Raw genomic sequence first — 25,058 nt, 5'->3', positions numbered from 1 at the left:
TGGAATGGATTAATGATGGAATGGATCGCCGCTTTCGATCACTTACGTAGGTAGTTTGATGTCTAAGCCCGCCCCTTCGCTGCACGATAAGCTAAATCAGCTACGTGAGCGTTTTATTGAGCAGTTGCCGACCCGCTTAGCGCAAACCGCCGAGCTATGGCAGCAGAGCTGCGCGTCGAGTGAAGAACAGACGCGGCTCGCGCCGGAGCTGCACCGCTTTTTTCATAGTTTGAAAGGCACCGGGAGATCGCTGGGCTTTGAGCGGCTTGCCGTGCTTGCTGATCAGGCGGAGGAGGCGCTCACTACCTTCCCCACCCGTGACGATATCGATACGTTTATCAGCCAACTGCTGCTCCAACTGGGTCGCGAACAGCAACACCTACGCTCCCATCACGGCCAGCAGCAGGCGTTGGCGGCCGTCAACAGCTTCGAACTTACCAGCCAATTGGAGCCGCTGCGCAATAAGCGCCAGCGGTTAATTTACCTGTGCGACGATGAGCCCGAACAGGTCGATCAATTGATCCATCACTTGCGCTGCTTCGGCCATGAAGTCGTTCAATTTATCGATACTGAAACATTCTTTAACGCCGTGATTACTCGTCGCCCTGACGCGGTGATCATGGATGTACAGTTCCCCCAGGGCCAAACGGCAGGCACAGAAACCCTAACCAGCTTGAACAAACTGACCGGCCAGGCACTACCCGCTATCGTATTGTCAGCCCACAGTGACTTTCATTCGCGCCTGAGTGCCGTTCGTGCAGGCTGTGGCGGCTACTTTACCAAACCGGTTAAACCGCTGGATCTTATGCTGGCGGTAGATGAACTCACCGCTCCGGCGGTGGAAGAGCCGCTGAAGGTACTGGTGGTGGATGATGAGCCCGAGGTGGCTGCTTATCACGCCTTGCTGATTGAAGAGGGCGGTATGATTGCACACCAGGTGCACCATCCCGCCGATGCTCTCACAGCCATGGAGCGCTTTAGTCCCGATTTACTGCTGGTCGATGTGTATATGCCGGTCTGTTCGGGTGAAGAACTGGCAACGATTATTCGTCAGCAGCCGGAATACCTGGGGCTACCGATTATCTATCTCTCCAGTGAAACCGACAGCAAAAAGCAGATTTCCGCCATGTCCGCGGGGGTTGAAGCCTTTCTTACTAAACCTGTGCAGCCCGAAGAACTGGTCTCTGCCGTAAGACTGCGCGCCGAACGCCTGCGCCTACTGCGCTCATTAATGACCCGCGACAGTATGACCGGGCTATATAACCACAGCACCACTACCGAGCTGATCAATAAAACTCTCGCTCAGGCCCACCGCGATAATAGCCAGCACGCCATGGCGATGATCGATATCGATCACTTCAAACAGGTTAACGACACCCACGGCCACTTGGCGGGGGATCAGGTGATCATTACCTTGGCAAGGCTGCTCAAGAGCCGCCTGCGGCTTTCCGATATTATTGGCCGCTATGGCGGTGAAGAATTTGTCGTGCTGCTGAAAGGTATTAATGCCGAGAAAGCCGCCACGTTGATCGGCAGCTTACGGGAGGACTTTGCACTGGTTGATTTTCACGCGGGCGACGTTCGTTTTCGCTGCACCTTCAGCGTGGGGATAAGCAGTTTCCCCGCGCAGCCCTCTACCGAGTCCCTGCGTTTAAGCGCCGACCAGGCGCTCTACCGCGCCAAACACCAAGGGCGCAACCAAGTAGTGATATCGACGGAGCTAGCCGATGAGCCCTGAACAGCCCCACGACAATCCAGCGAATGACCTACCGTTCGCCACTCAGACCTTGGAAGAGGCATTAGCGACACACGGCGATGCAGAGACGGTGGCCGATATTGATGAGCCTACCCAGCAGCTAGTGCTGTTCCGACTCAACGGTCAACGTTTTGCGCTACCCGGCAGCGCGGTGAGCGAAATTCTACCCAGCGACCAGCCCGTCTATTACGTACCGGGGCTACCCGCCTCCACCGAAGGCGTGCTGCACCTGCGTGGTAAAATTGAGTCCGTCATTAGCCTGCATCAGTTGCTCAGTTTACCCACGCCGGAAGGTGCTCCTAGCGGGATGATGTTGTTAGTCAACGCCGCGGGAATTAGTAGCGGTGTGCGTATTGAGCAGCTTGACGATGTCTGCGAGGTCACCCAGAGCCTGCTGCAAGCTCCCCCCGAAACGCTTCCTGCCGCGTTACGCCCTTATGTCAGCGCGCTGTGGCAGGTAGACGAGCGCCAAGCGCTTGCCCTGCTTGACCCCGAGGCGCTGTTCGACGCCTACCAGCAGGGACTGGGTTAAAATGCCCCAGCGTCGCGGCCTGCATGAACAAGCCCACGTTGCCTTGGTGCTGTTTCGCATTGGTCCTTACCATGCAGCCCTGGAAGCGTGTCACGTACTCGCCATGACCGATCACCCAACAGCTTTGCGCACCGCCGATGCTCACTCGCTGCTCTACGCAGGGGGCGATCATGACTCCCCGCCTAGTCGCTGGCTCACTCTGCGCGTCGCTCAAACGACCACTAATGACAGCCACAGCACTTGGCAACTGGGCGTAAGCGGAGACATTACGCTTCGACAACTGCCCGCCGACACGCTCTACCCGCTGCCTAAACTGCTACTTTCTCGCCGATTTTCAACCGCGCTATGCGGCTGTACCTTTGATCAGCAGCAGCTAGTGCTGCTGCTGGATGCACGCAAGCTTAGCCCTTAGCTTCTAGACTGCAAGCCATAAGCAGCTAATCATATCGCCTTCATCGATTTCACTATTGGCCGGAATCACCGCAAATGCATCGGCGTTAATACAGGATGAGAGCACCCCGGAATTCTGGTCATCAAAAGCCGTCGCCGTTACGCCGCTGGGCGTGAATTCAAGCGTCACACGCATATAGTGCTCACGTGGGCCGGTGGAGGTAGCAAACCCAGCTTTCGCGGTCACAGCGGGCAGTGATGTTAGCGCCGGACAGCCCAGCATGGCACCCAGCAAGGGGCGTAAAAACAGCCAAGCACCCACAAACCCCGAGACCGGATTACCTGGCAACCCCACAAACCGCGCATGACTGCCATCGTCACGGGGTAAGCGGCCGAGTGCTAACGGCTTACCTGGGCGAATCGCCAGCTTCCACATATCCAACTGGCCGATCGCTTCCAGCGCGGCTTTGACGTGGTCCTCTTCACCGACGCTCACGCCACCGGTGGTCACAACTAAATCCGACTCAGCAGCGGCCGACGTTAACAGTGCCACCGTGCGGGGGTAATCATCCGGTACGCTCACGGTACTCACCACCTCGGCGCCAAAATTCTCCAGCAGCCGTTTAAGCATGGGTCGGTTGGAGTTGTAGAGCTGCCCCGGCTTCAGCGGCGTACCTGGGTCGATGATTTCATCGCCGGTTGAGAGCAGCGCAACCCGTGGCCGACGGCGCACGCTGACCTGGGTAATGCCCTGGCCTGCCAAGTGGCCAAGAGCTGCTGCCTCGAGCCGTTCACCGGCATCGAGCAGCACAGAGCCACGCTTGACGTCCCGGCCCTGACGACGAACACTATCCCCCGCAGGGATATCCGCAGGCATCAGCGCACGTTCACCGTCAACCTCTACCCGCTCCTGCATAACGACACAGTCAGCGCCAGGTGGAATCTCACCGCCGGTAAAAATACGCGCGCAGCTATTTGGCTCAAGCGCTTGGGCGGGAGTGCCCGCCGCAATACGCTGACTCACCGGCAGCCACTTTCCAGCATCGGCGGCACGCAGTGCATAGCCATCCATCGCGCTATTATCGAACGGCGGCACGTCCAGCTGCGCGGTGACGGCTTCGGCCAACACAAGCCCGGCAGCGGCTTCCAACGGAACCCTCTCGACGCCGATTACGCTGACGTCTGCCAGTAGCGCTTCAAGCGCGGCTGATATCGGCTGCAAGTCACTCATGCTGACCTCGGCCAGGGATGACTAAGTTGGCGAGCATGAACCGGGTATTATGAAGTGATGGCATAGTCATCTCTAAAACAGAAAAATCGGAGTCGTTAACCCAACGGACTGCTAGTCGATCCGCGGCCATTGTTGCGCAGCATGCAACACACGAAGTATCCGTACCGTCGAGACATCCTCCTTATACACGAGAATGTAGTTCGACAAGACGACTAGCTCTCGAGTGCCTTCCACTCGGCCTGGGCGACCTTTTTTCGGGAAAGACGGCAAGCTTTCAGCTTTCATCTCGATGTCATCTTTCACGTGCTGTGCTGCACCGGGATTGTCATCTGAGATGTAATCTACGATTTCCAGTAGGTCGGTACGAGCCAGTCCCAGCCATTCCAACTCAGGCACGGCGGCGCTTGCTGTCGATCAATGCTTGTGCCTCATCCATTACCTGCCGATGGGGTACCGTTGGTCGGGTATCGGCTAGTGCCTCTTTCACTTTGTCGCGGAACCAGGCGTCATGAGCCTCCATATCAACCGTTAGCCCAACAGGCAACCCGCCCTCTTTCGATACGCGGGTTAGCAGAATGCGAACGGCATCAGACACCGTCAGACCGACGCTAGCGAGTTTTTCCGCTGCATCAACTTTCAGTTCATCGTCCACACGAACGTGGAGCATTGAAGTTTTAGCCATTTTGAACTCTCCGTTCATATATCACCCTATTTTGTATCTCAATTGAGACACAATCAAGCTATTGTCGCTTGCTTTCTTGATTCAGTCTTGACTCTGCTTTCAAAGCAAGTCTAAAACGATCCATGCAAAGATAATGGCAATACACAGCCTGACGAGCAGGCCATGTACCTCTGAAGAGTTAAAACACCCTCCAAGCAAACCACTCATTCAACCATGCTGCCCCCGGCCAGGGATAACCAGATTGGCGAAGTTGCAGGGTTTGTGGCGGCTATCCAACTGCTCGGCCAGAATGCCGTCCCAGCCGGTGCGGCAGGCGCCGGTTGAGCCCGGCAGGCAGAACACTACCGTGGCATTGGCTAAGCCGCCGAGGCAGCGGCTCTGGATGGTGGAGCTGCCGATCTCTTCACCGCTTAGCTGGCGGAAGCGTTCGCCAAAGCCTTCAATACGCTTATCCAGCAGCACCGAGATAGCTTCCGGCGTGGAGTCGCGGCCGGTAAAGCCGGTGCCGCCGGTGGTGATCACCACCTGTACTTCCGTATCGGCGATCCAGTTGGCTACCACCGCGCGAATGCGGTAGACGTCGTCTGGCACGATGCGTTTTTCAACGAGTGTATGCCCGGCGCTGGTTAATCGTTCTACCAGCGCCTGGCCGCTGCGATCCGTCTCTTCTGTGCGGGTATCGGAGACCGTCAAGACGGCGATGTTGAGGGGCACCATTGGCTCACTCATTGACGTCACCCTTGTTTGGCAGCTTTCTTTTTGGCGTGATGCGCTTCCCAAGCGGCCATCTGCTCTGGGGTGGCAGGTGGCTGGTAGAGTTCCTTCCACTCGCTGTAAGGCATCCCATAAACGTACTCACGGGCCTCTTCATAGTTGAGGCTTTCATCCCGCGCTTCGGCGGCGCTTACCAGCCATTTCGATAGGCAGTTGCGGCAAAAGTCCGCCAGGATCATTAGGTCGATATTCTGGACGTCTTTGTTATCATCCAGATGCTGTAGCAAGCGCCGAAACGCAGCGGCTTCGAGCTCGGTGCGCGTGGAGGGGTCAAACTCATTAAACGCTGACATAACCGTTCCTCTCAAAAAAATGCCTTTGGGTTACTCATTAACTTAACAGGCAGCATAACAAAAGACACCGCCAGAAGGCGGTGTCTTAGGCGACTTTGTAAGTACTTTATTACGCACTTATCAGCTGGTCCGCGTTGCCGATGGTTCGCTACTATCACCACCTGACTTGCGAGCCGCCACCTCTTGTTCCGATAGCGTTTGGTCTTTGACCTCTTCGTACCAAAGATTATGGTGCTCTTTGGCCCAGGTCTCATCCACGTAGCCGGTTGTCATACCTTCTAGCGCGCCTTCCGTACCCAGCGTGCCGATATAGATATGTCCTAAGGAGATGGCGGTGAGTCCTAGCGCACCCACTGCGTGGATAATGTTGGCCCACTGCATGGTGTCACGGCCCTGGTCGAAGTTGGGGAAGTCGAGCACAAAGCCACTGGCGATAACGAGAATACCTACCGTAGCCAATATCCAGTACCAAGCCTTCTCCCCACCATTGGCAAAACCTGCATCCACATGCTTTTTGCCAATCATACCGCCGCCTTTCTTGAACCATACCCAGTCGTGCTTTTTGGGAATATTGTCTTTGATCAAACTGACCAGCAGGATCACCAGCAGAATGCCAAAGATCGGTCCCAGGTAGTTATGCAGCACTTTCGTGGCAGCAATCATCCAAGCCCAAATCCCATCGCCAAACAGCGGGCGGAAGACGAACTTGCCAAATAGCAGCGTCATCCCGGTCAGCGCCAGCACAATAAAGAGCGTCGCTACCGTCCAGTGCAGTGCGCGCTTCATTAGCGTCCAGCGCAATAGCAGACGCCCCGTGCGCGGCGCCTCCAGATCCTTGCGGCCGACAATGAAGTAGAACAGCGCAATCAGCGCCGCCATGCCAAATACCGCAATCAAACCAAACGGCGACACCCAGCGGTTACGAATCTGCCGCCAGGTTTCACCGCTTGCATTGATCAAGCTGTAGTCGCTTTCATAACGCGAGTCACGGTAGTTAGGCCCGGTCTCTCCACTACGTACCTGACGCCACTGGTCGGCGGTAATGCCAGGAGCGGCAGTAGTCATTTCGCGGTCAGGATCTGCTTGGGCCACCGCCACTTGCGTGAATCCGAGGCTTAGCACCAAAGCAAGCGCCACCAACATAAAGCGCCAAATGCCCAGGGCGAGCCCTTTACCTGAGCGCGGCACCTCACCGGGTGCCTGTGCAGTCAACAGGTTCATGACACGCCTCCTTACCCTTTATGGGCAGCATCATAGGCTAGGTTGTCGGCACTGGCCTGAGGGTTATTGGACCAGGCACCATCTTTGTGGCCGCGATGGACAACACGCTGGCGGAAGATATCAGCCACGTCTTGAGCATCACCGGCCAGCAGCGCTTTGGTGGAGCACATCTCGGCACATAGCGGCAGCTTGCCTTCGGCAATACGGTTGGAACCGTATTTCTCGTACTCCTCTTCTTTACTCTCGGCAGGGCCGCCCGCGCAGAAGGTGCATTTGTCCATCTTGCCGCGTTCGCCAAAGGCATCCTGCTGGGGAAACTGCGGAGCGCCAAACGGGCAGGCGTAAAGGCAGTAGCCACAGCCGATGCAGAGGTCTTTGTCGTGAAGCACGATGCCGTCATCAGTTTTGTAGAAGCAGTCGGTCGGGCAAACCGCCATACAGGGTGCGTCGTCGCAGTGCATACAGGCCACTGAGATCGACATTTCACTCGCTTCACCGTCGTTGAGCGTGACCACGCGGCGGCGCTGAATGCCCCACTCGACGTCGTTGGCATTTTTACAGGCGGTAACGCAGCCGTTGCATTCGATGCAGCGTTCTGCGTCACACATAAATTTCATTTGAGCCATGGTGTTCTCCTCATGCCGGTGCGGGATGGCTCCCGCACCGTCGTGCTATCAGGTCGGTCGAAGCTTAAGCTCGCTCAATGCGGCAGATGGTGCACTTGGTCTCTTGCATCAGTGTCACCGGGTCGTAGCCGTAGGTGGTGGCGGTATTGGCCGCCTCACCAATGATGTACGGATCAGACCCATCCGGGTAACGGTCACGCAGGCTTTCGCCCTGGAACATGCCGCCAAAGTGGAACGGCATAAACGCTACGTTACGATCGACGCGAGGAGTGACCAGGGCTTTGACCTTCACTCGGCCCCCTTCTGCCCCTTCTACCCAAACATCGTCACCATCTTTGATGCTGAGGTCGTTGGCGTCCGCCGGGTTAATTTCGACAAACATCTCCTGCTGCAGCTCGGCAAGCCACGACATGGAGCGCGTCTCTTCCCCGCCGCCTTCATACTCAACCAGCCGCCCAGAGGTGAGAATCATTGGATACTCGCCAGTGTTGTCGCGATCCTGAATGGTTTTGTACATGGTCGGCAGGCGCATGATGGAGTCAAAATCGTCCCAAGTCGGGAAGCGTTCAACCAAATCGCGCCGCGTGGTGTAGAGCGGCTCGCGGTGCTTCGGCACCTGATCGGGGAAGGTCCACACCACAGCGCGTGCTTTTGCGTTACCGTAAGGCGCACAGCCATGCTCAATAGTGACACGCTGGATACCGCCAGAGAGGTCGGTTTTCCAGTTTTTGCCTTCCGCCGCCTGCTTCTCTTCAGCGGTCAGGTCGTCCCACCAGCCTAGATCTTTGAGCAGTTGGTCGTTGAATTCCGGGTAGCCGTCGTCGATATCGCCGCCCACCGGCGCTGAACCTTCCGCCAGAAGGTTGACGCCGTCACGCTCGATACCGAAACGGGCGCGGAAGCCCATGCCGCCTTCCATCACCGGCACGCTGGTATCGTAAAGATTAGGCGAGCCTGGGTGGCCGAACTCTGGCGTGCCCCAGCAGGGCCACGGCAGGCCGTAGTAATCACCATCTGCCGGGCCACCCTCTGCGCGCAGGTTTTCGAAGCTGAACGTGTGCCAGTTTTTCTGGTGCTCTTTAAGGCGCTCGGGGCTTTGCCCGGTGTAGCCGACCGTCCACATACCGCTGTTGATTTCGCGCAGAATGTCGTCAATGAGCGGCTCATCACCGTTCATCTGGTAGTTCTTGACCAGTTCATTACCGAAGCCCAGCTTACGAGCAAACAGGTACATGATCTCGTGGTCGGGCTTGGACTCAAACAGCGGTTCAATCACCCGGTCACGCCACTGAATCGAACGGTTAGTCGCGGTGACACTGCCCGTGGTTTCGAACTGGGTGGCCGCTGGCAGCAGATAAACGCCGTCGCTGCGGTCGTGCATTACAGCGGCAACGGTGGGATAAGGGTCAACGATGACCATCATCTCAAGCTTCTGCATGGCTTTTTGCATTTCCACGCCGCGGGTCTGGGAGTTAACCGCGTGGCCCCAGTAGAACATCGCTTTCAGCGCGGTACGCTGGGAGATGTTCTCGTCCTCCTCGAGCACGCCATCGACCCAGCGCGACACGGTAATACCGGCGGTGTACATGGGCTTACCATCGGCATATTCGGTATCGTCATAGCGGCCTTTAAGCCACTCATAGTCAAGATCCCACACCTGCGCCCAGTGCTGCCAAGCACCTTCCGCCAAGCCGTAGTAACCCGGCAAGGAATCGCAGCCTAGGCCAAGGTCAGTTGCGCCCTGTACGTTATCGTGGCCGCGCAGGATGTTAGCGCCGCCGCCCGCCACGCCGATATTCCCCAGCGCTAGCTCAAGAATGCAGTAAGCCCGGGTATTGTTGTTGCCGGTAGTGTGCTGAGTGCCGCCCATACACCAGACCACACAGCCAGGCCGGTTGTCGGAGAGACGTTTGGCGACATCAAACATCTCGGCTTCGGGCACGCCGGTGACTTCTTCTACAACGCTGGGCGGGAAGTTGGCGACTTCAGCGCGCACTTCATCCATACCGTAAACGCGCTGATTGATGTACTCGTTGTCTTCCCAGCCATTTTCAAAAATGTGCCACAACAAGCCCCAAATATACGCCACATCCGAACCGGGGCGTAGCCGCACGTATTTGTTGGCCTTGGCGGCAGTACGAGTAAAGCGCGGGTCAGCGACGATAATGTCACAATTGTTGCGCTCTTTGGCGATCAAAATGTGCTGCATTGCCACCGGGTGCGCTTCGCTGGGGTTAGAGCCAATGAACAGAATCGCCTTGCTGTTATGCATGTCATTGAGCGAGTTGGTCATCGCTCCATAACCCCAGGTATTCGCCACGCCAGCTACGGTGGTGGAGTGGCAGATACGCGCCTGGTGGTCGGTATTGTTGGTGCCCCACAGCGAGGCAAGCTTGCGCATTAAGTACGCCTGCTCGTTGTTGAACTTCGCTGAGCCCAGCCAGTAAACGCTATCTGGGCCGTGCTCTTCGCGCAGTTCGAGCAGCTTGTCGCCAATTTCATTAATGGCGTCATCCCAGTTCATGCGTTCCCACTCGCCGGCCACCAGCTTCATCGGATACTTAAGACGCCGCGTGGAGTGGCCGTGCTGGCGCAGCGAAGCGCCCTTCGCGCAGTGCGCACCACGGTTGATGGGGTGATCAAAAGCGGGTTCTTGCTTGGTCCAAATGCCCTCTTGAACTTCGGCATAAACGCCACAACCCACTGAACAGTGGGAGCAGATGGTGCGTTTGGTCTCGACCGGCGAGTCCAGCACGGGGGTTTTGTCGGCTGCTTCTGAGCGCTGCATCATGGGCGCACCCATAAAGCCAACGGCGGCCACACCGCCGGTGGCTGCACCGCTGCGTTTGAGGAACTGGCGACGGGAAATACCCAGCCCGGAGGCCTTGGGGGTGTCTGTTTTGCGAGTTAAGCGCATGGCAAATCTCCTGGCATTCCGCCGTCAGTCACGCAGCGAGGCGTAGTAAGCACGGACGTGATCAGTCTCACGGTAGTTAACCGTTGGTTTTTCGTCTTTCACCGGGGCAGTGTCAGCCTGTGCCAGAGTGACATGACCGACTGCCGCCGCGGCGCCAGCAGCGGCGGTTCCCAACCCAACGGTTTTCATAAACCGGCGGCGCTCAGCGTTGTGTGACGGTTGCATGGGTTTCTCCTCTTGCATGCTTTTTATGCGGGTCTTTTTATGCTGTTTTTGCTGTTTCTTTTATGAAGCCTGCGTTACGGCTCAACAATACGCACTGGCGTATGGCCCGCATCAACCCTCAAGCGAGCCTGCTCACTCTCCATAAAAACGCCGCCCAACTGCCCCAGCGCTGCATAGAAAGCGGTGTCTACCTGCCCCAGGTCGGCAAAACAGCTGGCCGACCAGGGGGCTAAATGTTGGTCAAAGAAATAGCGCTGCTCAGCGCTTTCGGCGTCAATCAGCATCGCCATGACTTCACACAGGGCCGCCAGGTGATCTTCAGGATCCCGAGTATGCTCACTGCGCTCAAAGCCAAGTACTTTTAGGTCCTGGCGAAGCGCCACCAGCGCCGCTTCCATTAATTCGCCGTTGCGGTACCAGGAGGCATAGGGCACCACCTCACCTTGAATCACCCCGACCAAGTGGCGAAAGTGCGATCGCTGCAGTCCCTCAGCATCCGCACCATTGGCGGCGACTGCCAACGACTGCCAGCACTCTGCCAAGCGGCTGCCATCTTGCTCGATGGCCAGCTCAGCCAGCCAGTCGAGTAACTCAGTATCCGGCGGTTGGCGCAGCAGCGTGGCTAACAGCCGGTAGATATCGGCGCGTAGCGCATCGGCTTCTTTGAGCGTGGGCAGTGCATCCGTCATCGGCTCATACCTTCAGTTGCGCGTCAGGATCGCGAATCATGGTTTTCCAAACATCTTTAACCCGGCAGTCTTCGCACATTTCCAGCCGGATCATCGCATCACCGGCGAAGTAAGGGTGGTTAGCCAGTTTCTGTTTAATGGTCGCTACCGTGCTGACGGTGGCAAACGGCTTACCGCAGTTAATGCACTCGAAAGCGGCTTCTTCGTGGCAGATGTGGCGCGTTTCGCGGGCATCGGATGCCAGGAAGCCGGGCATCAGAGTAATCGCATTTTCCGGGCAAGCCTGCTCACACAAACCACACTGCACGCAGTCCGCTTCAAGGAAGCTCAGCGCGGGTGTTTTGCCACCCGACTTCAGTGCCGGGGTCGGGCAATTGCTGACACAGGCGTGGCACAGTGTGCAGGCATCGCTATCGACCTGAATGGCACCGTAGGCAGCGCCAACCGGCACTTCAGCGCGCTCGCCGCTAGGGTTGCCCAGCTCGGCCAGACGCGCCAGCACACGGTTCAAACGTGCACGCTTTTCTGGCTCAGGTAGGTTCAGCGGCACCTCTGTCAATGGCGTGAGCGCCGGTAGCGCATCCCGGGCTACATCATCGGCTATCTCGATCAGCTTTACGCGAGCGCGATCATGACCCAATGCGTCTAACAGGGCGTGCGCTTGGGCGAGCTGGTCGGTCAAAAAGGCGCTTAAGCGGGCGGGCATCTTGGGGTGAAGCTGGATACGCACTTCGGCGGCACCGGCCGCCAGGGCAGTTAGCCACTGGTCATGGCCCGCTGCGCCCAGCTCTTCAAGCGGTGCGTCAATAATATGGCCTGCGGGCACGACACCCGCAGCGCGCTCAGCGTCCTGGGAATCATGGGTAATAAAGCGCAGTACCGGCGCCTGACCACCGGCTTCGCGATAGGCGCCCAGCCAAGCGGAGAGGGTATCCTGCTGGCGGCGGGTTTCAGGTAGGCGGAATTCGATAGCGCCAGTGGGACAGGCGCTGGTGCAACTGCCGACGCCTTGGCAGAGAAAGGGGTCAATTTCGATATGCGACTCAATCCGCCCCTTAATGCTGGAGATGGCATCCGCGGGGCAAACATCCAAACAGCGGGTACAGCCGATATTGCCGCTAGTGGAGTGGGCACATAGGTCACTATTAACTTGAAAGTAGCGCGGCTTGTCGAATTCGCCCACCAGCCCGACAAAATCGTCGAGGGTGTCGCTGCGTTGCTCAACGCTCTGCCACTCCATCACCACATAACCTGGCGGTGGCAGTTCCCAGCGCTGGGTGTGAGTAGCCGCAGCAAGGTCGAGAATGAGGTCAAAGCCGTCGCGTTCTATCAGCGCGCGGGCAAGATTCAGCGCTGAATCGCCGTCATCAAGCTGGACACTAAAGGCTCCCAGATAACCGTTAATACGCAGCTGGCTGAGCTGGTCGCGGGTCAATGTTTGGCTTATCAGCGGCTCGCTAGACCCGGGGGCATCGGCAGCGTCACTCCCTTTATCGGTAACTAGCAGCGTCAACGATGCCAAGCCGCGACCCTGGAGCGCACGAGCGGCTGGATAAACGTCGTCTGCCGACCCTATTAACAGCGCATGACCGCGGCTGTGATAGGTCACATTGGCTGGCGTTAAATTAGCGGGCCAGGAGATACGCTGGCGTACCGATTCCCGAGCCTCAGCATTACGCTGGTCGTCTATCGACGCCAGTTGGATTCGTTGGTTCATGCGTTCTCACGGTCAGTGAATAATTCTTATTATAATTTTGAGTTATATTATTTAACTATTGTGGCATAACAATGCATTGAAGCTAAGTTCAGCGTATGGCGAAATTCGATATTTGCCAACCTGATTACCGTCAACGCTGCCAACGCTGGCGACATATCGCATGCTCAAAATATTGATTTTTAAAAGTTTAACGCCATTCTCATGTTTTCGTCTTAGGGCTAGATAAATAATCAGACTGGTCGTCTAGCGAAGCATTTTTTTCAGTGTTGTCACTATCAGTGAGTGTTGAGGGTTCGGCCCGCTCGTCGGCAGCTACTTCTTTTGGGGGTTCGGATTCGTCTAATGTTTTATCAACCGCCTCTTCCACTTTGTGGGTCCAACGGCGCAGTTTACTGGCGAGCTCGGATCCCATGGGCTTCAACAGTTTATTATAGTCGGCGTCGTAGTCATCCAGGCCGTCGCGGACGTTGTAGTTGCCGGTTGCCCATAGCCGTTTCAATGCTTGCCTGCGTAAAGGGCCACTGACGCCCGGTGCCATAAAGGCGCTGAAGTCGCTGCCCGCGGCCAATGTATCTGGGTCAGGCAAGGTATGATCGAGGCTGCCTGGTTCTGGCGCTCGTTTTGGTTCTTGCGGTGTTTCAGATGCGGGTTGCGGCTGCTCGGCCTCATGATAAGCCGCAGCATCCGACTCCACGGACGCTTCATCACTGGGTGCGCCCGCGGTTGGCTCGTCCTCTTGCGTTGGTACATTACGCTTCAGCCGCGACCAGCGCTCTAAACGACTCATTCTGGCTGCTCCTTAGTGGGCATCTCTTTGGCGCGCCCTGCCCCTTTACGCTTTTTCTTGCGCATCTCCAGCGGCGCCTCGCCATGACGGGCAAGGTAGCTCTCAATCCATACCTGAATAGCCATGGGCATTGGCGATTCCAGCACCTGCTGTTCGCCGTCCATCCAGCCCGCCGCGACGTCCTGGCTGGCGGTGATCGCATCCGGCTTGGGCGTTTGGCCGGTAAAGCCCGCTCGCACAAATAGCCGTGGCGTCTTAGAGGTTAGGTTGAAACGGTAGGCTGCACGCTCTGTCATCGACAGCTGCAGATTAAGTACATTCTCGCCCTGGTCGCCCAGTGTAAGCTCAACAATACGCCACTGGGTCAGCGTAAAACTTTTCACCTGCTTGGGCTCGGCCACCAAGGTAATACTGATTGGGCGTAGGTTATCACTCATATATTTAAAAACCCTGAACCTTGAATGGATGGCATTTGAAAGACCAATACTTGTTAGCATAGTACTTATTTGGATAGTACTTATGAGGATGGTACTTATCAGGATAGCGTTTGAATGGGTAGACAAGTAAGCATCTCCAGCGCCATCATCGTCAACCCTGTCGTTTTGCGAGAACCATTTCGCGAGGATTACCCATGCCTGCCCTTCAGCCCACCCTGCAGATAAGCCGAGCCCGCTTACCGGCCACCACCGAGATTAGTATCGTTGACGAGTATGGCGATGCACGCCAGCAGGCGATCGCCGCTGAAAGAGCGCTGACGGTGTACCTCAATAAACGTGAAATTGTCACGCTAATGACACTGGGCGACGATCCGGAAGCCTTAGTCGTGGGCTATCTGCGCAATCAAGGGCTATTGCGTGCAGCCAACGATTTACAGGCAGTGCAGGTCGACTGGGACGTCGAAGCGGCGGTAGTGATTACTCGTCACCTGCCCGAAGATTTAGAAGCACGCTTAAGCACCCGCACGGTCACCACCGGCTGCGGTCAGGGCACGGTATTTGGTAAACTGCTTGATCAAACCGCGCTGGCGACACTGCCGGATACCCAACTAGCCCAATCCACGCTCTATCAACTGCTGCAAAACCTTAACGCCTACAATGAGACGTATCGCAGCGCCGGGGCCGTTCACGGCTGCGCGCTCTGCCATCAAGCCAACGTGCTTGATTTTGTAGAGGACGTGGGGCGGCATAACGCGGTGGATACTTTAGCGGGACGCCAGTGGTTGCAGCAGGCGGACAGCGCCAGCGCAGATATCTTCTACACCACCGGACGACTGACGTCTGAGATGGTGCTGAAAGTGGCGCAAATGGGTATTAGCGTGCTGGTATCGCGCTCTGGCGTTACTCAAAAAGGCGTTGAACTGGCCGAGCGCTTTGGGGTGATGCTGATCGCCCGCGCCAAAGGCCGCCACTTCCAAGCGATCAATACCCACAGCCGCTTAACGCTGGACGCTATTCCAGCGAAGCCATCGCATGCCCGGTCATCTAGCCAAGCAAGCTTAACAAAAGAGACAAGCCCATGATTCCTACCCACGAACTCACCGGCATGATTCTCGCAGGCGGCGAAGGTCGCCGGATGGGCGGTCGCGACAAAGGGCTTGAGCCGTTCGCGGGTCTGCCGCTCGTCGGCCATGTAGTGAAACGCCTTAAAGACCAGGTAGCCGAGCTGCTGATTAATGCCAACCGAAATGCCGACGCCTACCAGTTTTTTGCTGATCGTGTGATTGCTGATCAAGTAATGGACGATGAGGAAGGCGGCTTTAAAGGCCCGTTGATGGGCATCTATAGTGGCTTAAGGGCGGCAAAAACCCCCTGGTTACTGGTGGCCCCCTGTGATTCTCCCGCCCTACCCGATGATTTAGTGGCGCGCATGGTAGAAGGTATTGCGTCTGAGCACGGCGAGCATGACATCGCCGTAGCCTTTGACGGTGAACGGCTGCACCCCGTCGTTGCGTTAATACGCACCTCGCTCGCCGATGATTTGGCTGCCACCCTTGCCGAAGGTGAGCGTAAAATTGACCGCTGGTACGCACGTCACGACTGGTGCCGGGTAGATATGTCGGACTGTCCTGATGCGTTTGCCAATCTGAATACCGAGGAGGAGAAGCTTCACTTGGAAGCGACGCTGCTGAATACCTCAGCGAAGGAGGTTCGATGACCCTCTCCTGCTTTGACCTGGGCGAACAGATGATTAGCGTGGAAGAAGCACGCCATGCGCTTGCCACCCTGATTGAACACCCGCTGGGCAGCGAAAGTATCCCTTTGGCGCAGGCCCACGGCCGCCGCTTGGCAGCAACCGTTCAAGCCCCCATTAACGTGCCGCAAAACACCAATGCGGCCATGGATGGCGTGGCGCTAGCCTTGCCAAAGAAAGGCGTTGGCGCCAAGCAAGCCCATTGGCCGCTGGCCGGAGAGGTGTTGGCCGGGCAGTACCGCCGCGAGCTAGTGCCTGCCGGGCACTGCGTACGCATCACCACCGGCGCGCCATTACCGCCAGGCACAGACACAGTAGTGATGAGTGAACAGTTGCGCGAATCGCTAGATGAGCAGCCAGCGCATGTAATCATTGAGTCGCCCGAGCTTCTCAAACACGGCCAGCATGTTCGCCAGGCCGGTGAAGATATAGCCATTGGTGACACGGCACTGCCTGAGGGGGCACGGCTTGATGCGGCATCCCTAGGACTTTTAGCCTCCTTGGGCTATGCCGAAATAACGGTGTGCCGACGCCCGAAGGTAGCGATCTTCTCCACCGGCAATGAAGTCACTGCCCCCGGCGATCCGTTACCCAAAGCAGGCATTTATGACGCCAATCGCTTTACGCTGATCGGATTACTTACCGAACAGGGTGCCGACGTCATCGACCTGGGCATTCTGCCGGACGACTTAGCAGCCACCACAGAAGCCCTTGAACAGGCCGCCGCCCAGAGCGATTTGGTGATCACCAGCGGCGGCGTTTCCGTCGGCCAAGCTGATTTTACCCGTGCGGCGCTGGAACAATTGGGCCGCCTGGCCTTCTGGCGCGTGGCGCTGCGCCCTGGCCGCCCTATGGCCTGTGGCTGGCTGGGCGCAAAACGTACGCCGTTTGTTGGCCTGCCCGGCAATCCGGTAGCCGTCATGGTAACCTTTCTACAGTTTGTGGCGCCGCTGCTGGATCAGCTTTGTGGGCAGCCGACAAGGCCGCCCCATCGCCTCAATGCGATAGCCGATGACGTTATAAAAAGCCGCTTGAGGCGTACTGATTTTATTCGCGGCATCTACCATACTGATGAGCAAGGGCAGCTACACGTGCTCAGCACCGGCGCCCAAGGTTCGGGCATTTTAACCTCGATGGTGGCTGCAAATTGCTTGATTGAGCTTGCCGACGACCAAGACGGCGCGCAACCAGGCGAGGTAGTCAGCATACAACCACTAACGGGATGGCTATGACCGAGCAACGATCCTTACAGCAACAGTCTCAACAACCGTCTCAAGCACGCGCTGACCAGCAGTTGATTGATGACTTTGGCCGGCGCATCAGCTATGTGCGCATCTCGGTCACCGATCGCTGCGATTTCCGCTGCGTGTACTGCATGAGCGAGGAGATGACGTTTCTGCCCCGCGCCCAGGTACTGACGCTGGAAGAGATCGCCATGGTTGCCCGCGCCTTTACCGAGCTTGGGGTTGAGAAAATTCGTCTTACCGGAGGCGAGCCACTGGTGCGCCGTGGCATAGAGCAACTGGTGGATGAGATCGGCGCCATGCCAGGGCTTAACGACTTCACCATGACCACCAATGGCGCCAGCCTACGCAAGCACGCCAAGCAGCTCTACGCCAGCGGCCTGCGGCGACTGAACATCAGCCTGGATTCGCTGGATGCGGCGCGCTTTAAGCAGCTTACCCGCACCGGTGATCTGGCCAAAGTGATCGACGGCATTCACGCCGCCCAGGAAGCGGGCTTTAAGCGTATCAAGCTCAATGCGGTGATCTTGAAAGGCCGCAATGACGACGAAGTCATCGACCTGGTCACCTTTGCCCGCCAGCAAGGTCTCGACATCAGCTTTATCGAAGAGATGCCGCTGGGCGATGTTTCCGACCACTCACGGGCGGAAACCTTCTACTCCAGCGATGATGTCCAGGCGCTGATTGAGTCCCGCTATCCGCTGATTCCCACCACCGAAACCACACCGGGCCCCTCGCGCTACTTCAAAATGGCCGATAGCGACAGCCGCGTTGGGTTTATCTCCCCCCATAGCCACAACTTTTGTGACACCTGCAACCGGGTTCGAGTGACCGTGGAAGGCCGTTTGCTGCTTTGCTTAGGCAACGAACACTCGGTGGATTTGCGCGCCGTGCTGCGCCGCCACCCCGGCAATATGCAGGTGCTGAAAGAAGCGATTATCAACGCCCTGCCGCTTAAGCCGGAGCGCCACCACTTCACCACCGATGGCGATGTGCAGGTGGTACGCTTTATGAATATGACAGGGGGCTAGGCGTTGGCTCGGTCAGAAGAAAGCGCCCAACGAAAAGTGCCGGTACATATCATTACCGGCTTTCTGGGTAGCGGCAAAACTACGCTTATCCACAGTCTGATCGAACAGAAGCCTGTGGATGAAAAGTGGGCCATTCTGGTCAACGAGTTTGGCCAAATCGGTATCGACCAAGCCATGTTTGACGCCCGCGATGATGTGGTGGTGAAAGGCCTGCCTGGCGGCTGCCTCTGCTGCCAGCTCGCCTTTGTGCTACAAGCGGCGCTCGTTAACCTGCTGGCACGCAGCAAACCCGACCGGGTCATCATCGAACCCTCTGGTCTTGGCCACCCGGCGGGCCTACTGGATCTACTGCGCGGCGAAGCCTTTCAAGAGGTAGTGGAAGTGCGCGACATTATTGCTACGCTCGACCCACGCCGAATGGACGACACCCGCGCCCTGCAGCACGACACCTTCCGCGATCAGCTCAATATGGCCGATGCCGTGGCATTGACCATGCTCGACCACAGCACCCCCGAACAGCTCAGCGCCGCCCACGCTTTTGTGGCTGACCACTGGCCACCGCGAAAATGGGTGCAGGAAGTCCCGCAAGGCGAACTACCGATAGCGCTGCTGATCCAAAGCGGAAGCGCTGAAGCGCTCGATATCAGCGTTCCCGCCAGTCATCAACAGTTGGCTGCAGCTCCCAGCTTACAAGGGTCATTCTTCGATTTTCCGCCCCCGCCCGGCAAGCCCCAACGAGAAACCGGCACCTCGCTGGGCTACACCAGCACCGGGTTACGCTGGCACCCAAGCGAGCGCTTCGAGCTGGATAGTTTAGCCAAATGTTTGGGCGAACTCCCCAAGGAGGCGCGCATTAAAGGTGTGTTTCATACCGATAGCGGCTGGAAACGCCTTAATCGCGCTGCTGGCACCTTAAGCATCGAAACCAGCGCATGGCGGCAAGACTCCCGGTTGGAAGTCATTCTTCCCGACACCTTGACGGTAAAGAGCCTGGATATCGAACAATGTCGGCTCGCCCGCCACGATGGCTAATGGCCCATTATTAGCCGTTCAATCTCCTCGGCGGTGACCGGGCGTCCAAACAGATAGCCTTGATAAGCGTGGCAGTCATGGGCCAGCAGCCATGCCTGCTGCGCTTTGGTTTCAACCCCTTCCGCGATGACCTCGAGATTGAGGCTCTCTGCCAGGACAATGGTACTCTCAACAATCGCCGCGTTGGCTTGGCTTTCGAGCACCTGCTGAACAAAGGATTGGTCGATCTTTAACTGATCAAGCGGCAACTGAGCCAAGTAGGCCAGTGACGAGTAGCCAGTGCCGAAATCATCCAGCGAGAAGCGCACCCCTTTGGCTTTCAGACTCAGCATTTTATCCCGAGCGTCATCACGCGCTTCCACAAACAGTGACTCGGTCACTTCAAGCTTTAGCCGTTGAAGTGGCGCATGAGTCCGCGCAAATACGCCTTCCACACGCTGCAAAAAATTCTCATCGCGAAACTGCAGCGGGCTGATATTCACGGAGATAGTCAACTTGCTTAGCTGGGGGTGCCGCGCCCAGCGTGCTAGCTGATTGCAGGCATCTTCCAATACCCATTCGCCCACATCGTTGATCAGCCCAGAGCTTTCCAACAGCGGAATAAAATCACCTGGAGAGACCATGCCACGCTCGGGATGATGCCAGCGCAGCAGCGCTTCCACGCCATTGATCGCGCCGTGATGATCCACCTGTGGCTGGTAATAGAGCTGCCACTGCTGGCTAGCTTGGGCTTGGCGCAGATCCGCCTCTAATTTTACATGGGCGAGTAGCGCGGCCTGCATTGAAGGATTAAAAAAACACACGCCATGGCGGCCACCGCTCTTAGCCTGAAAGAGCGCCATATCCACCTGCTGCAGATAGTCATCAACGCCGTACTCATTGCTCGCCATAATCGCGATGCCGATACTACCGGTCACCGTGATGCTCTCTTCGGCAAGGGTGATTGGCGCATTAAGGGTTGCCAGCAATTTATGCGCGATACGCTCCGCAAGCATAGTAGTTTGGGCATAATTGCTATCAACGCCTTCAATCAACACCGCAAACTCATCGCTACCGAGGCGGGCCAAGGTATCGGTATCGCGCAGCATCTGCCCGAGCCGCCGAGCAACGCTCTGTAACACCTGATCTCCCGCATAGTGCCCCAAAGTGTCATTGATTTGCTTGAAATTATCGATGTCGATAAATAACAGCGCACCGCAACGCTGATGGCGCTGAAGCTCCTTGAGGGCGGCCCCCATGCGATCCATAAACAGCCGCCGATTGGCCAAGCCGGTTAAGGTGTCATAAAACGCCAGTTGGTGGATCTCCTGCTCAGCGACTTTACGCTCGCTAATGTCACTCATAGTGGCCACATAGTGAGTCAATGCGCCCTCTACGCTGTACACCGCGCTAATGGTTAGCCACTCGGGGAACAGCTCGCCATTCTTACGCTGGTTCCATATCTCACCTTCCCAATTACCGGTTTTGATAACACGCTTCCATAAACGGCGATAAAAGGCTGGGTTTTGTAAGCCAGAACTAAACATGCGCGGGTTGTTACCGACTATCTCGGCTTCGCTATAACCGGTAATCCGGCTGAAGGTCTCGTTAACCTTGAGAATGATGCCCTGTGGATCGGTAATCAGGATGCCTAAGTGCGTTTGGAAAGCGGCAGCGGCGATTTGCGCCTCGGCACGCGCTTGCTCACGCTCTTCAATACGCTGGCGTAATTGATGCGCTAACGCTAAACGGTTCAGGTAGTGGCGTGCCCCCCAAGCGCCCAGCAGGGCAATGACGACCATCACCAGCGTTAAAATCAAAGCACGCTGACGCCAAGCCGACAGCAGCTCGTGAAGATCGACACCGACCACGGCCAGCATGGGATACTCACCGACCCTGAGCATGCGAAACAGGCGCTTGCGGCCATCGATAGGTGAGTCAAAGTTGATTGACCAAGTAGACTCGCCGCGGGCGAGCCACTCAGCTGTTTCCGGGCTGTCAATTTGACTGCCGGTGGTAAATTGCTCGTCCGGTATCGGGTACCGAGCAATAAATTTCAAACCGGGGTCGACCAGGGCAATGCTTTCGCCGTCGTAGACACTCATCTGTTCAAGGGCATCGGCAAAGACTTCAGGCACAATGCTAGAGATAACCACGCCGGCAAACTCACCGGTGGAGGTCTCTAATCGACGTCCATGATACAAATAGTAGTGTTGGTCGCTGTCAGACCAGTAAAGCGGGGTAATCAGTTCCTCTTGCCCTGCTTGCTTAAAGGCATTAAAAAACGCGGTATCGCTGATATCAGCATCGTCTTTTCGGCTGCTGCGGCCACTCGCCACTACTCGGCCCTGGGCGCTCAAAACAGCGATTTCGTCCACCATAGGTACATACAGGGTCAGGTTTTCTAACGAACGCTGGAGTGCCTGAACATTGTCGCTATCTGGCATGCCTTGAAGCGCTAGCAGCTCCGAAAGCCCGAATAGCGCCTGACCGCTTTGTGCGAACACGCCTTTTGCCCACTCAGTGACCACATTAGCGCGGGCGGTAATACGTGATTCGGCGGCCTCAATTTCCTGCTTATGCTGTTCGCTCAGCAGCCAACCAAAAAGTACCACCATAACAAGCAGTGCTAGTAGATATAGCGCAATCACATGGCGGCGCTGTTGACGGTAACGCTTAGTAGCCTTCAAAACATCATCATTTACATTAAGGGAGGTAGCGGACATCGCGCAGAAGCCTTATCCAGGTAACCCATCGGGACACCTGATAGAGTATAAAAAGTCACCAGAAACGATAAATAACACGCACTGACACGCGGCCTTATACGATAATGCCGCGGTGCTTTTATGATGTATATCAGTTTTTATCGCCGTTAATGCGTTGAAAAGCGTGATGTTACGCATTGATAGCCTACCGACCAGGAAATTGTTATGGCAGCGCTGGGCCAGATGAGCGACTACGAGATACGCCTCATCCGTATTTTTAAGACGGTCGTTGAGTGCGGCGGCTTTACCGCGGCGGAAACCACGCTGGGGATTAGCCGTTCGGCGATTAGCCAGCATATGAACGATTTGGAGGGGAGGCTGGGCTTTTCGCTCTGCCAACGCGGACGTGGCGGGTTTAGTTTAACCGAAGAGGGCAAAGAGATTTATCAAGCGGGACTGACGTTATTGACCGCGCTTGAAACCTTTAAAAGTGACGTTAACGCCCTGCATGAAACGATTAAAGGTGAGCTGAATATCGGCATCACCGACAACCTGGTGACGCTGCCCGCCATGCACGTGACCAATGCGCTGGCTGAGCTTAGCGCGCCAGAGCATGAGGTCACACTGCATATTCATATGGAGCCTTCGGATGCGGTTATTCGCGGCGTGATGGATGGCCACTTGCATGTAGGTGTAGTGCCAGCGGTTAACTTGCCCACCAGTTTAGAAGCGCGCCACCTCTATGATGAGCCATCGTATCTTTACTGCGCGGCAGGCCATCCGCTATTTGCCGAACACGATGATACACTCAGCTTTGCGGATATCACCGAGCAGGCCGCTATTTCGCCTCGCTATCCGCTACCGGTTGAGGCACGCCAAGCGCATGATGCGCTAAGCCTGCGCGCTTCGGCCTCTGACCGCGAGGGCGCCGCTTTTTTGATTCTTACCGGGCGCTTTATCGGCTTTCTGCCTGAGCATGTCGCTGCACAGTGGGTGGCCGCAGGTAAGATGCGGGCACTGCATGCCGCTACCCAGCACTACCGCATTCCGTTTGTACTGATTACCCGCCACGACCGACGCCCCAACCGCGTCGTTGATGCTTTTCTGCGCTTAATCAAGAGCAGCTAAAGCAAAACCCGGCACGAAGCCGGGTTTCGTTGTTTAACTCTGCTCTGTCGCCTCGCTCGCCATTATTGGCGCGGGCCCCGCCTGAGGCGACGATGCCAGCACTTGGCTTGCCACATAGTAAACAATGGCCCCCAGCGCCGAACCGGTAAACCAGCCGTAATCATAGAACCAGTTCATCGTGCCGGTTAACAGCGAAATTAAGGTGAGCAACACCGGGACGCCAAAAGCGATAAAACCCGCGATGTTGACCGCAGGATAGGCATGGCTGTCCATATACAGGCTCGGTATATCCAAACGCTGCTTTTTAATCAGGAAGTAATCCACCGCCATAATCCCCGCGATGGGCCCGAGTAGGCTTGAATAGCCCAGCAGCCAGTTGGAGTACATCTGCTCAAGGGAAACCCCAGGCGGGATAACACCCGCTTTTTGCAGCAGATCGTAGCCCATCAGCAACACGCCTACCGCACCGGTCATGAGTACGCCGCGGGTCTGATTAATCAATTTAGGCGCGATATTCTGAAAATCATTGGTCGGCGAGACGATATTAGAGGCAGTGTTGGTAGAAATCGTGGCGATAATGATCAATAGCATCGCTAATACCACCCAGAAGGGGCTGTCGATATAGCCAATCAAACGTACTGGATCAGCAACCGTCTGGCCCACCAGCGTCTCGGATGCAGCGGTTAACACCACCCCCAGCGCGGCAAAGAAGAACATCGTCAGCGGCAGACCGAGCACCTGGCCGACGATTTGATCTTTTTGGCTTTTGGCAAAGCGACTGAAATCGGGAATATTCAGCGACAGCGTAGCCCAAAAACCCACCATCGCGGTTAAGCCCGCAAAGAAATAACCGTACACCGACGCCCCTTCAGGCCGCGACGGCGGCTGAGCTAATAGCTCGGTCATCGACATGTTAGGCCACGCCCAGATCATCAGCCCGACACCTACCGCTAACAGTAGCGGCGCGGCTAACGTCTCCAACCATTTAATTGATTCTGCCCCGCGAATGACCACATAGAGGTTCATCGCGCCAAAGACAAAAAAGCCGATCACTTCGCCCACACCGCCAAGCGCAGCCCAAGCGGGAATCAACTCGGAGAGCAGCAGATGAATAGCCAGCCCGCCAAACATGGTTTGAATACCAAACCAACCGCAGCCGACTAAGGCGCGTACCAGACAAGGCACGTTGGAACCTAAAATACCGAACGATGAGCGCAGTACCACGGGAAACGGGATCCCAAACTTAGTACCGGGAAAGGCATTTAAGGTGAGAGGAATCAGCACGATCACGTTGGCTAACAGAATGGCGAACAGAGCCTCCCCCACGCTCAACCCAAAGTAAGCGGTTAATACCCCGCCCAAGGTATAGGTGGGCACACAGATCGACATCCCCACCCATAGCGCCGCAATATTCCACTTACTCCAGGTGCGCTCGCTGGCCTGGGTAGGCGCAATATCCTCATTAAAACGTGAACTACTGCGCACGTCGTCCCCTACATCAAGCTCTATCAGTCCGTCTCGATCCACCATCTGAGAGGTTGTTTCGGTCATTTTTTATCTCCTCAGCATTGCGTTGTCCATCACTCCCACGGTCAGTGGAGCTATTCAAAAAGACGCTTAGAAATCATGGCTCTTAGAAGCGAAGCAATAAGTGTGCCTACCCATAAAAGCAGGGCGACTAACTCGTTGATTAAAAAGCTGTCTTTATAGACAACAATATTATTGTTAGCTTGTTACCTTTTCGTCTTTCCCACCTCAAACAAAAACCAATTAAACAAAGCTAGGCCAAAAAAAACATTTGCACCAATATTAAACAAAAAAATACAGCAGCCATCCATTATAAATATATTAACCACATGATTTTAAATAAAAAAACAGATCACTCAAAACGGTGCAAGAGTTCACCAAA

The 25,058-nt window shown here is 56.3% G+C and carries 24 protein-coding genes; 9 read left to right on the top strand and 15 right to left on the bottom strand.

The window, feature by feature from the left end; all coding sequences use genetic code 11:
• The first annotated feature begins 58 nt into the window (after positions 1 to 58).
• Genes ACT3UM_RS01450 through ACT3UM_RS01440 form a run of 3 tightly spaced genes read left to right on the top strand, consistent with a single transcriptional unit; the run spans position 59 to position 2,700 of the window.
• Positions 59 to 1,738, top strand: a complete 1,680-nt coding sequence (locus ACT3UM_RS01450) for a diguanylate cyclase (protein WP_498895462.1) — start codon at positions 59 to 61, stop codon at positions 1,736 to 1,738.
• Positions 1,728 to 2,288: a chemotaxis protein CheW gene (locus ACT3UM_RS01445; protein WP_498895460.1), complete on the top strand. Its 561-nt coding sequence runs from the start codon at positions 1,728 to 1,730 to the stop codon at positions 2,286 to 2,288. Before ACT3UM_RS01450 ends, ACT3UM_RS01445 begins: the two co-directional genes overlap by 11 nt.
• A 1-nt stretch (position 2,289) precedes the next feature.
• Positions 2,290 to 2,700 (top strand): hypothetical protein, encoded by a 411-nt coding sequence (locus tag ACT3UM_RS01440; RefSeq protein WP_498895458.1) that lies wholly within the window; start codon positions 2,290 to 2,292, stop codon positions 2,698 to 2,700.
• Positions 2,701 to 2,703: 3 nt separating this feature from the next.
• Here the strand turns inward: ACT3UM_RS01440 and ACT3UM_RS01435 are convergent, their stop codons facing one another.
• From ACT3UM_RS01435 to ACT3UM_RS01375, 13 genes are all read right to left on the bottom strand, one after another.
• Entirely contained in the window at positions 2,704 to 3,909 is a 1,206-nt protein-coding gene (locus ACT3UM_RS01435; protein WP_498895456.1) for a molybdopterin molybdotransferase MoeA, read from the bottom strand.
• Positions 3,910 to 4,020: 111 nt separating this feature from the next.
• Positions 4,021 to 4,305 (bottom strand): type II toxin-antitoxin system RelE/ParE family toxin, encoded by a 285-nt coding sequence (locus ACT3UM_RS01430; RefSeq protein ID WP_498895454.1) that lies wholly within the window; start codon positions 4,303 to 4,305, stop codon positions 4,021 to 4,023.
• Positions 4,298 to 4,591 carry a type II toxin-antitoxin system RelB/DinJ family antitoxin gene (locus ACT3UM_RS01425; protein ID WP_498895452.1) on the bottom strand — a complete coding sequence of 98 codons (294 nt, stop codon included), beginning with the start codon at positions 4,589 to 4,591 and terminating at the stop codon, positions 4,298 to 4,300. Before ACT3UM_RS01425 ends, ACT3UM_RS01430 begins: the two co-directional genes overlap by 8 nt.
• Before the next feature lie 207 nt (positions 4,592 to 4,798).
• Positions 4,799 to 5,320 carry a molybdenum cofactor biosynthesis protein B gene (moaB, locus tag ACT3UM_RS01420; RefSeq protein ID WP_035580813.1) on the bottom strand — a complete coding sequence of 174 codons (522 nt, stop codon included), beginning with the start codon at positions 5,318 to 5,320 and terminating at the stop codon, positions 4,799 to 4,801.
• A gap of 5 nt (positions 5,321 to 5,325) precedes the next feature.
• Complete coding sequence (locus ACT3UM_RS01415; RefSeq protein WP_144809259.1) at positions 5,326 to 5,658, bottom strand: DUF1244 domain-containing protein; 333 nt, start codon at positions 5,656 to 5,658, stop codon at positions 5,326 to 5,328.
• A 120-nt stretch (positions 5,659 to 5,778) separates the two neighbouring features.
• Complete coding sequence (locus ACT3UM_RS01410) at positions 5,779 to 6,879, bottom strand: formate dehydrogenase subunit gamma (protein WP_498895449.1); 1,101 nt, start codon at positions 6,877 to 6,879, stop codon at positions 5,779 to 5,781.
• 11 nt (positions 6,880 to 6,890) lie between these two features.
• Positions 6,891 to 7,505, bottom strand: coding sequence for a formate dehydrogenase FDH3 subunit beta (gene fdh3B, locus ACT3UM_RS01405; protein ID WP_035580821.1), 615 nt, complete (start codon positions 7,503 to 7,505; stop codon positions 6,891 to 6,893).
• A gap of 64 nt (positions 7,506 to 7,569) precedes the next feature.
• Positions 7,570 to 10,422 carry a molybdopterin-dependent oxidoreductase gene (locus tag ACT3UM_RS01400; protein WP_498895447.1) on the bottom strand — a complete coding sequence of 951 codons (2,853 nt, stop codon included), beginning with the start codon at positions 10,420 to 10,422 and terminating at the stop codon, positions 7,570 to 7,572.
• Positions 10,423 to 10,446: 24 nt separating this feature from the next.
• Positions 10,447 to 10,647, bottom strand: coding sequence for a twin-arginine translocation signal domain-containing protein (locus ACT3UM_RS01395; RefSeq protein ID WP_050713060.1), 201 nt, complete (start codon positions 10,645 to 10,647; stop codon positions 10,447 to 10,449).
• Positions 10,648 to 10,721: 74 nt separating this feature from the next.
• A complete protein-coding gene (locus ACT3UM_RS01390) occupies positions 10,722 to 11,336 on the bottom strand; it encodes a TorD/DmsD family molecular chaperone (protein WP_498895444.1) in 615 nt (204 codons plus the stop codon).
• Positions 11,337 to 11,340: 4 nt separating this feature from the next.
• Positions 11,341 to 13,053, bottom strand: coding sequence for a 4Fe-4S dicluster domain-containing protein (locus ACT3UM_RS01385; protein WP_498895442.1), 1,713 nt, complete (start codon positions 13,051 to 13,053; stop codon positions 11,341 to 11,343).
• 199 nt (positions 13,054 to 13,252) lie between these two features.
• Positions 13,253 to 13,840 carry a DUF3306 domain-containing protein gene (locus ACT3UM_RS01380; RefSeq protein ID WP_498895440.1) on the bottom strand — a complete coding sequence of 196 codons (588 nt, stop codon included), beginning with the start codon at positions 13,838 to 13,840 and terminating at the stop codon, positions 13,253 to 13,255.
• Positions 13,837 to 14,277 carry a DUF3305 domain-containing protein gene (locus ACT3UM_RS01375; RefSeq protein ID WP_050713058.1) on the bottom strand — a complete coding sequence of 147 codons (441 nt, stop codon included), beginning with the start codon at positions 14,275 to 14,277 and terminating at the stop codon, positions 13,837 to 13,839. Before ACT3UM_RS01375 ends, ACT3UM_RS01380 begins: the two co-directional genes overlap by 4 nt.
• Before the next feature lie 194 nt (positions 14,278 to 14,471).
• Here ACT3UM_RS01375 and ACT3UM_RS01370 point away from each other — a divergent pair, with 194 nt between their 5' ends.
• Genes ACT3UM_RS01370 through ACT3UM_RS01350 form a run of 5 tightly spaced genes read left to right on the top strand, consistent with a single transcriptional unit; the run spans position 14,472 to position 19,337 of the window.
• Positions 14,472 to 15,359: a formate dehydrogenase accessory sulfurtransferase FdhD gene (locus tag ACT3UM_RS01370; protein ID WP_498895438.1), complete on the top strand. Its 888-nt coding sequence runs from the start codon at positions 14,472 to 14,474 to the stop codon at positions 15,357 to 15,359.
• Complete coding sequence (gene mobA, locus ACT3UM_RS01365; protein ID WP_498895436.1) at positions 15,356 to 15,994, top strand: molybdenum cofactor guanylyltransferase MobA; 639 nt, start codon at positions 15,356 to 15,358, stop codon at positions 15,992 to 15,994. The genes ACT3UM_RS01370 and mobA overlap by 4 nt, the downstream gene beginning before the upstream one ends.
• The gene (gene moeA / locus ACT3UM_RS01360; RefSeq protein ID WP_498895434.1) at positions 15,991 to 17,262 is read left to right on the top strand and encodes a molybdopterin molybdotransferase MoeA; all 1,272 of its coding nucleotides are present in this window, start codon (positions 15,991 to 15,993) and stop codon (positions 17,260 to 17,262) included. The genes mobA and moeA overlap by 4 nt, the downstream gene beginning before the upstream one ends.
• Complete coding sequence (gene moaA, locus ACT3UM_RS01355) at positions 17,259 to 18,305, top strand: GTP 3',8-cyclase MoaA (RefSeq protein ID WP_498895432.1); 1,047 nt, start codon at positions 17,259 to 17,261, stop codon at positions 18,303 to 18,305. The genes moeA and moaA overlap by 4 nt, the downstream gene beginning before the upstream one ends.
• Before the next feature lie 3 nt (positions 18,306 to 18,308).
• Positions 18,309 to 19,337: a CobW family GTP-binding protein gene (locus ACT3UM_RS01350; protein ID WP_498895430.1), complete on the top strand. Its 1,029-nt coding sequence runs from the start codon at positions 18,309 to 18,311 to the stop codon at positions 19,335 to 19,337.
• Here ACT3UM_RS01350 and ACT3UM_RS01345 read toward each other — a convergent pair.
• Complete coding sequence (locus tag ACT3UM_RS01345) at positions 19,334 to 22,042, bottom strand: bifunctional diguanylate cyclase/phosphodiesterase (protein ID WP_498895428.1); 2,709 nt, start codon at positions 22,040 to 22,042, stop codon at positions 19,334 to 19,336. The two genes, ACT3UM_RS01350 and ACT3UM_RS01345, sit on opposite strands and share 4 nt — an antisense overlap.
• Before the next feature lie 204 nt (positions 22,043 to 22,246).
• Here ACT3UM_RS01345 and ACT3UM_RS01340 point away from each other — a divergent pair, with 204 nt between their 5' ends.
• Positions 22,247 to 23,149 carry a LysR family transcriptional regulator gene (locus ACT3UM_RS01340; protein WP_498895426.1) on the top strand — a complete coding sequence of 301 codons (903 nt, stop codon included), beginning with the start codon at positions 22,247 to 22,249 and terminating at the stop codon, positions 23,147 to 23,149.
• Between the two features lie 33 nt (positions 23,150 to 23,182).
• Here the strand turns inward: ACT3UM_RS01340 and ACT3UM_RS01335 are convergent, their stop codons facing one another.
• Positions 23,183 to 24,700: an NCS1 family nucleobase:cation symporter-1 gene (locus ACT3UM_RS01335; protein ID WP_498895424.1), complete on the bottom strand. Its 1,518-nt coding sequence runs from the start codon at positions 24,698 to 24,700 to the stop codon at positions 23,183 to 23,185.
• Positions 24,701 to 25,058 lie beyond the last annotated feature (358 nt).

Source organism: Halomonas sp. AOP13-D3-9, from assembly GCF_052379125.1.
Taxonomy (GTDB): Bacteria; Pseudomonadota; Gammaproteobacteria; order Pseudomonadales; family Halomonadaceae; genus Vreelandella.
This window is presented reverse-complemented; position numbering and strand designations above follow the sequence as displayed.

Bases quoted from the DNA above. Each gene is read 5' to 3' on its own strand.
- moaB (WP_035580813.1), bottom strand. From the start codon at position 5,320: ATGAGTGAGCCAATGGTGCCCCTCAACATCGCCGTCTTGACGGTCTCC.
- ACT3UM_RS01415 (WP_144809259.1), bottom strand. From the start codon at position 5,658: ATGTCAGCGTTTAATGAGTTTGACCCCTCCACGCGCACCGAGCTCGAA.
- ACT3UM_RS01410 (WP_498895449.1), bottom strand. From the start codon at position 6,879: ATGAACCTGTTGACTGCACAGGCACCCGGTGAGGTGCCGCGCTCAGGT.
- ACT3UM_RS01345 (WP_498895428.1), bottom strand. From the start codon at position 22,042: ATGTCCGCTACCTCCCTTAATGTAAATGATGATGTTTTGAAGGCTACT.
- ACT3UM_RS01425 (WP_498895452.1), bottom strand. From the start codon at position 4,591: ATGGCTAAAACTTCAATGCTCCACGTTCGTGTGGACGATGAACTGAAA.
- ACT3UM_RS01445 (WP_498895460.1), top strand. From the start codon at position 1,728: ATGAGCCCTGAACAGCCCCACGACAATCCAGCGAATGACCTACCGTTC.
- ACT3UM_RS01380 (WP_498895440.1), bottom strand. From the start codon at position 13,840: ATGAGTCGTTTAGAGCGCTGGTCGCGGCTGAAGCGTAATGTACCAACG.
- ACT3UM_RS01340 (WP_498895426.1), top strand. From the start codon at position 22,247: ATGGCAGCGCTGGGCCAGATGAGCGACTACGAGATACGCCTCATCCGT.
- ACT3UM_RS01435 (WP_498895456.1), bottom strand. From the start codon at position 3,909: ATGAGTGACTTGCAGCCGATATCAGCCGCGCTTGAAGCGCTACTGGCA.
- ACT3UM_RS01370 (WP_498895438.1), top strand. From the start codon at position 14,472: ATGCCTGCCCTTCAGCCCACCCTGCAGATAAGCCGAGCCCGCTTACCG.
- ACT3UM_RS01450 (WP_498895462.1), top strand. From the start codon at position 59: ATGTCTAAGCCCGCCCCTTCGCTGCACGATAAGCTAAATCAGCTACGT.
- ACT3UM_RS01385 (WP_498895442.1), bottom strand. From the start codon at position 13,053: ATGAACCAACGAATCCAACTGGCGTCGATAGACGACCAGCGTAATGCT.
- fdh3B (WP_035580821.1), bottom strand. From the start codon at position 7,505: ATGGCTCAAATGAAATTTATGTGTGACGCAGAACGCTGCATCGAATGC.
- ACT3UM_RS01395 (WP_050713060.1), bottom strand. From the start codon at position 10,647: ATGCAACCGTCACACAACGCTGAGCGCCGCCGGTTTATGAAAACCGTT.
- ACT3UM_RS01390 (WP_498895444.1), bottom strand. From the start codon at position 11,336: ATGACGGATGCACTGCCCACGCTCAAAGAAGCCGATGCGCTACGCGCC.
- ACT3UM_RS01400 (WP_498895447.1), bottom strand. From the start codon at position 10,422: ATGCGCTTAACTCGCAAAACAGACACCCCCAAGGCCTCCGGGCTGGGT.
- ACT3UM_RS01375 (WP_050713058.1), bottom strand. From the start codon at position 14,277: ATGAGTGATAACCTACGCCCAATCAGTATTACCTTGGTGGCCGAGCCC.
- ACT3UM_RS01335 (WP_498895424.1), bottom strand. From the start codon at position 24,700: ATGACCGAAACAACCTCTCAGATGGTGGATCGAGACGGACTGATAGAG.
- moeA (WP_498895434.1), top strand. From the start codon at position 15,991: ATGACCCTCTCCTGCTTTGACCTGGGCGAACAGATGATTAGCGTGGAA.
- ACT3UM_RS01440 (WP_498895458.1), top strand. From the start codon at position 2,290: ATGCCCCAGCGTCGCGGCCTGCATGAACAAGCCCACGTTGCCTTGGTG.
- moaA (WP_498895432.1), top strand. From the start codon at position 17,259: ATGACCGAGCAACGATCCTTACAGCAACAGTCTCAACAACCGTCTCAA.
- mobA (WP_498895436.1), top strand. From the start codon at position 15,356: ATGATTCCTACCCACGAACTCACCGGCATGATTCTCGCAGGCGGCGAA.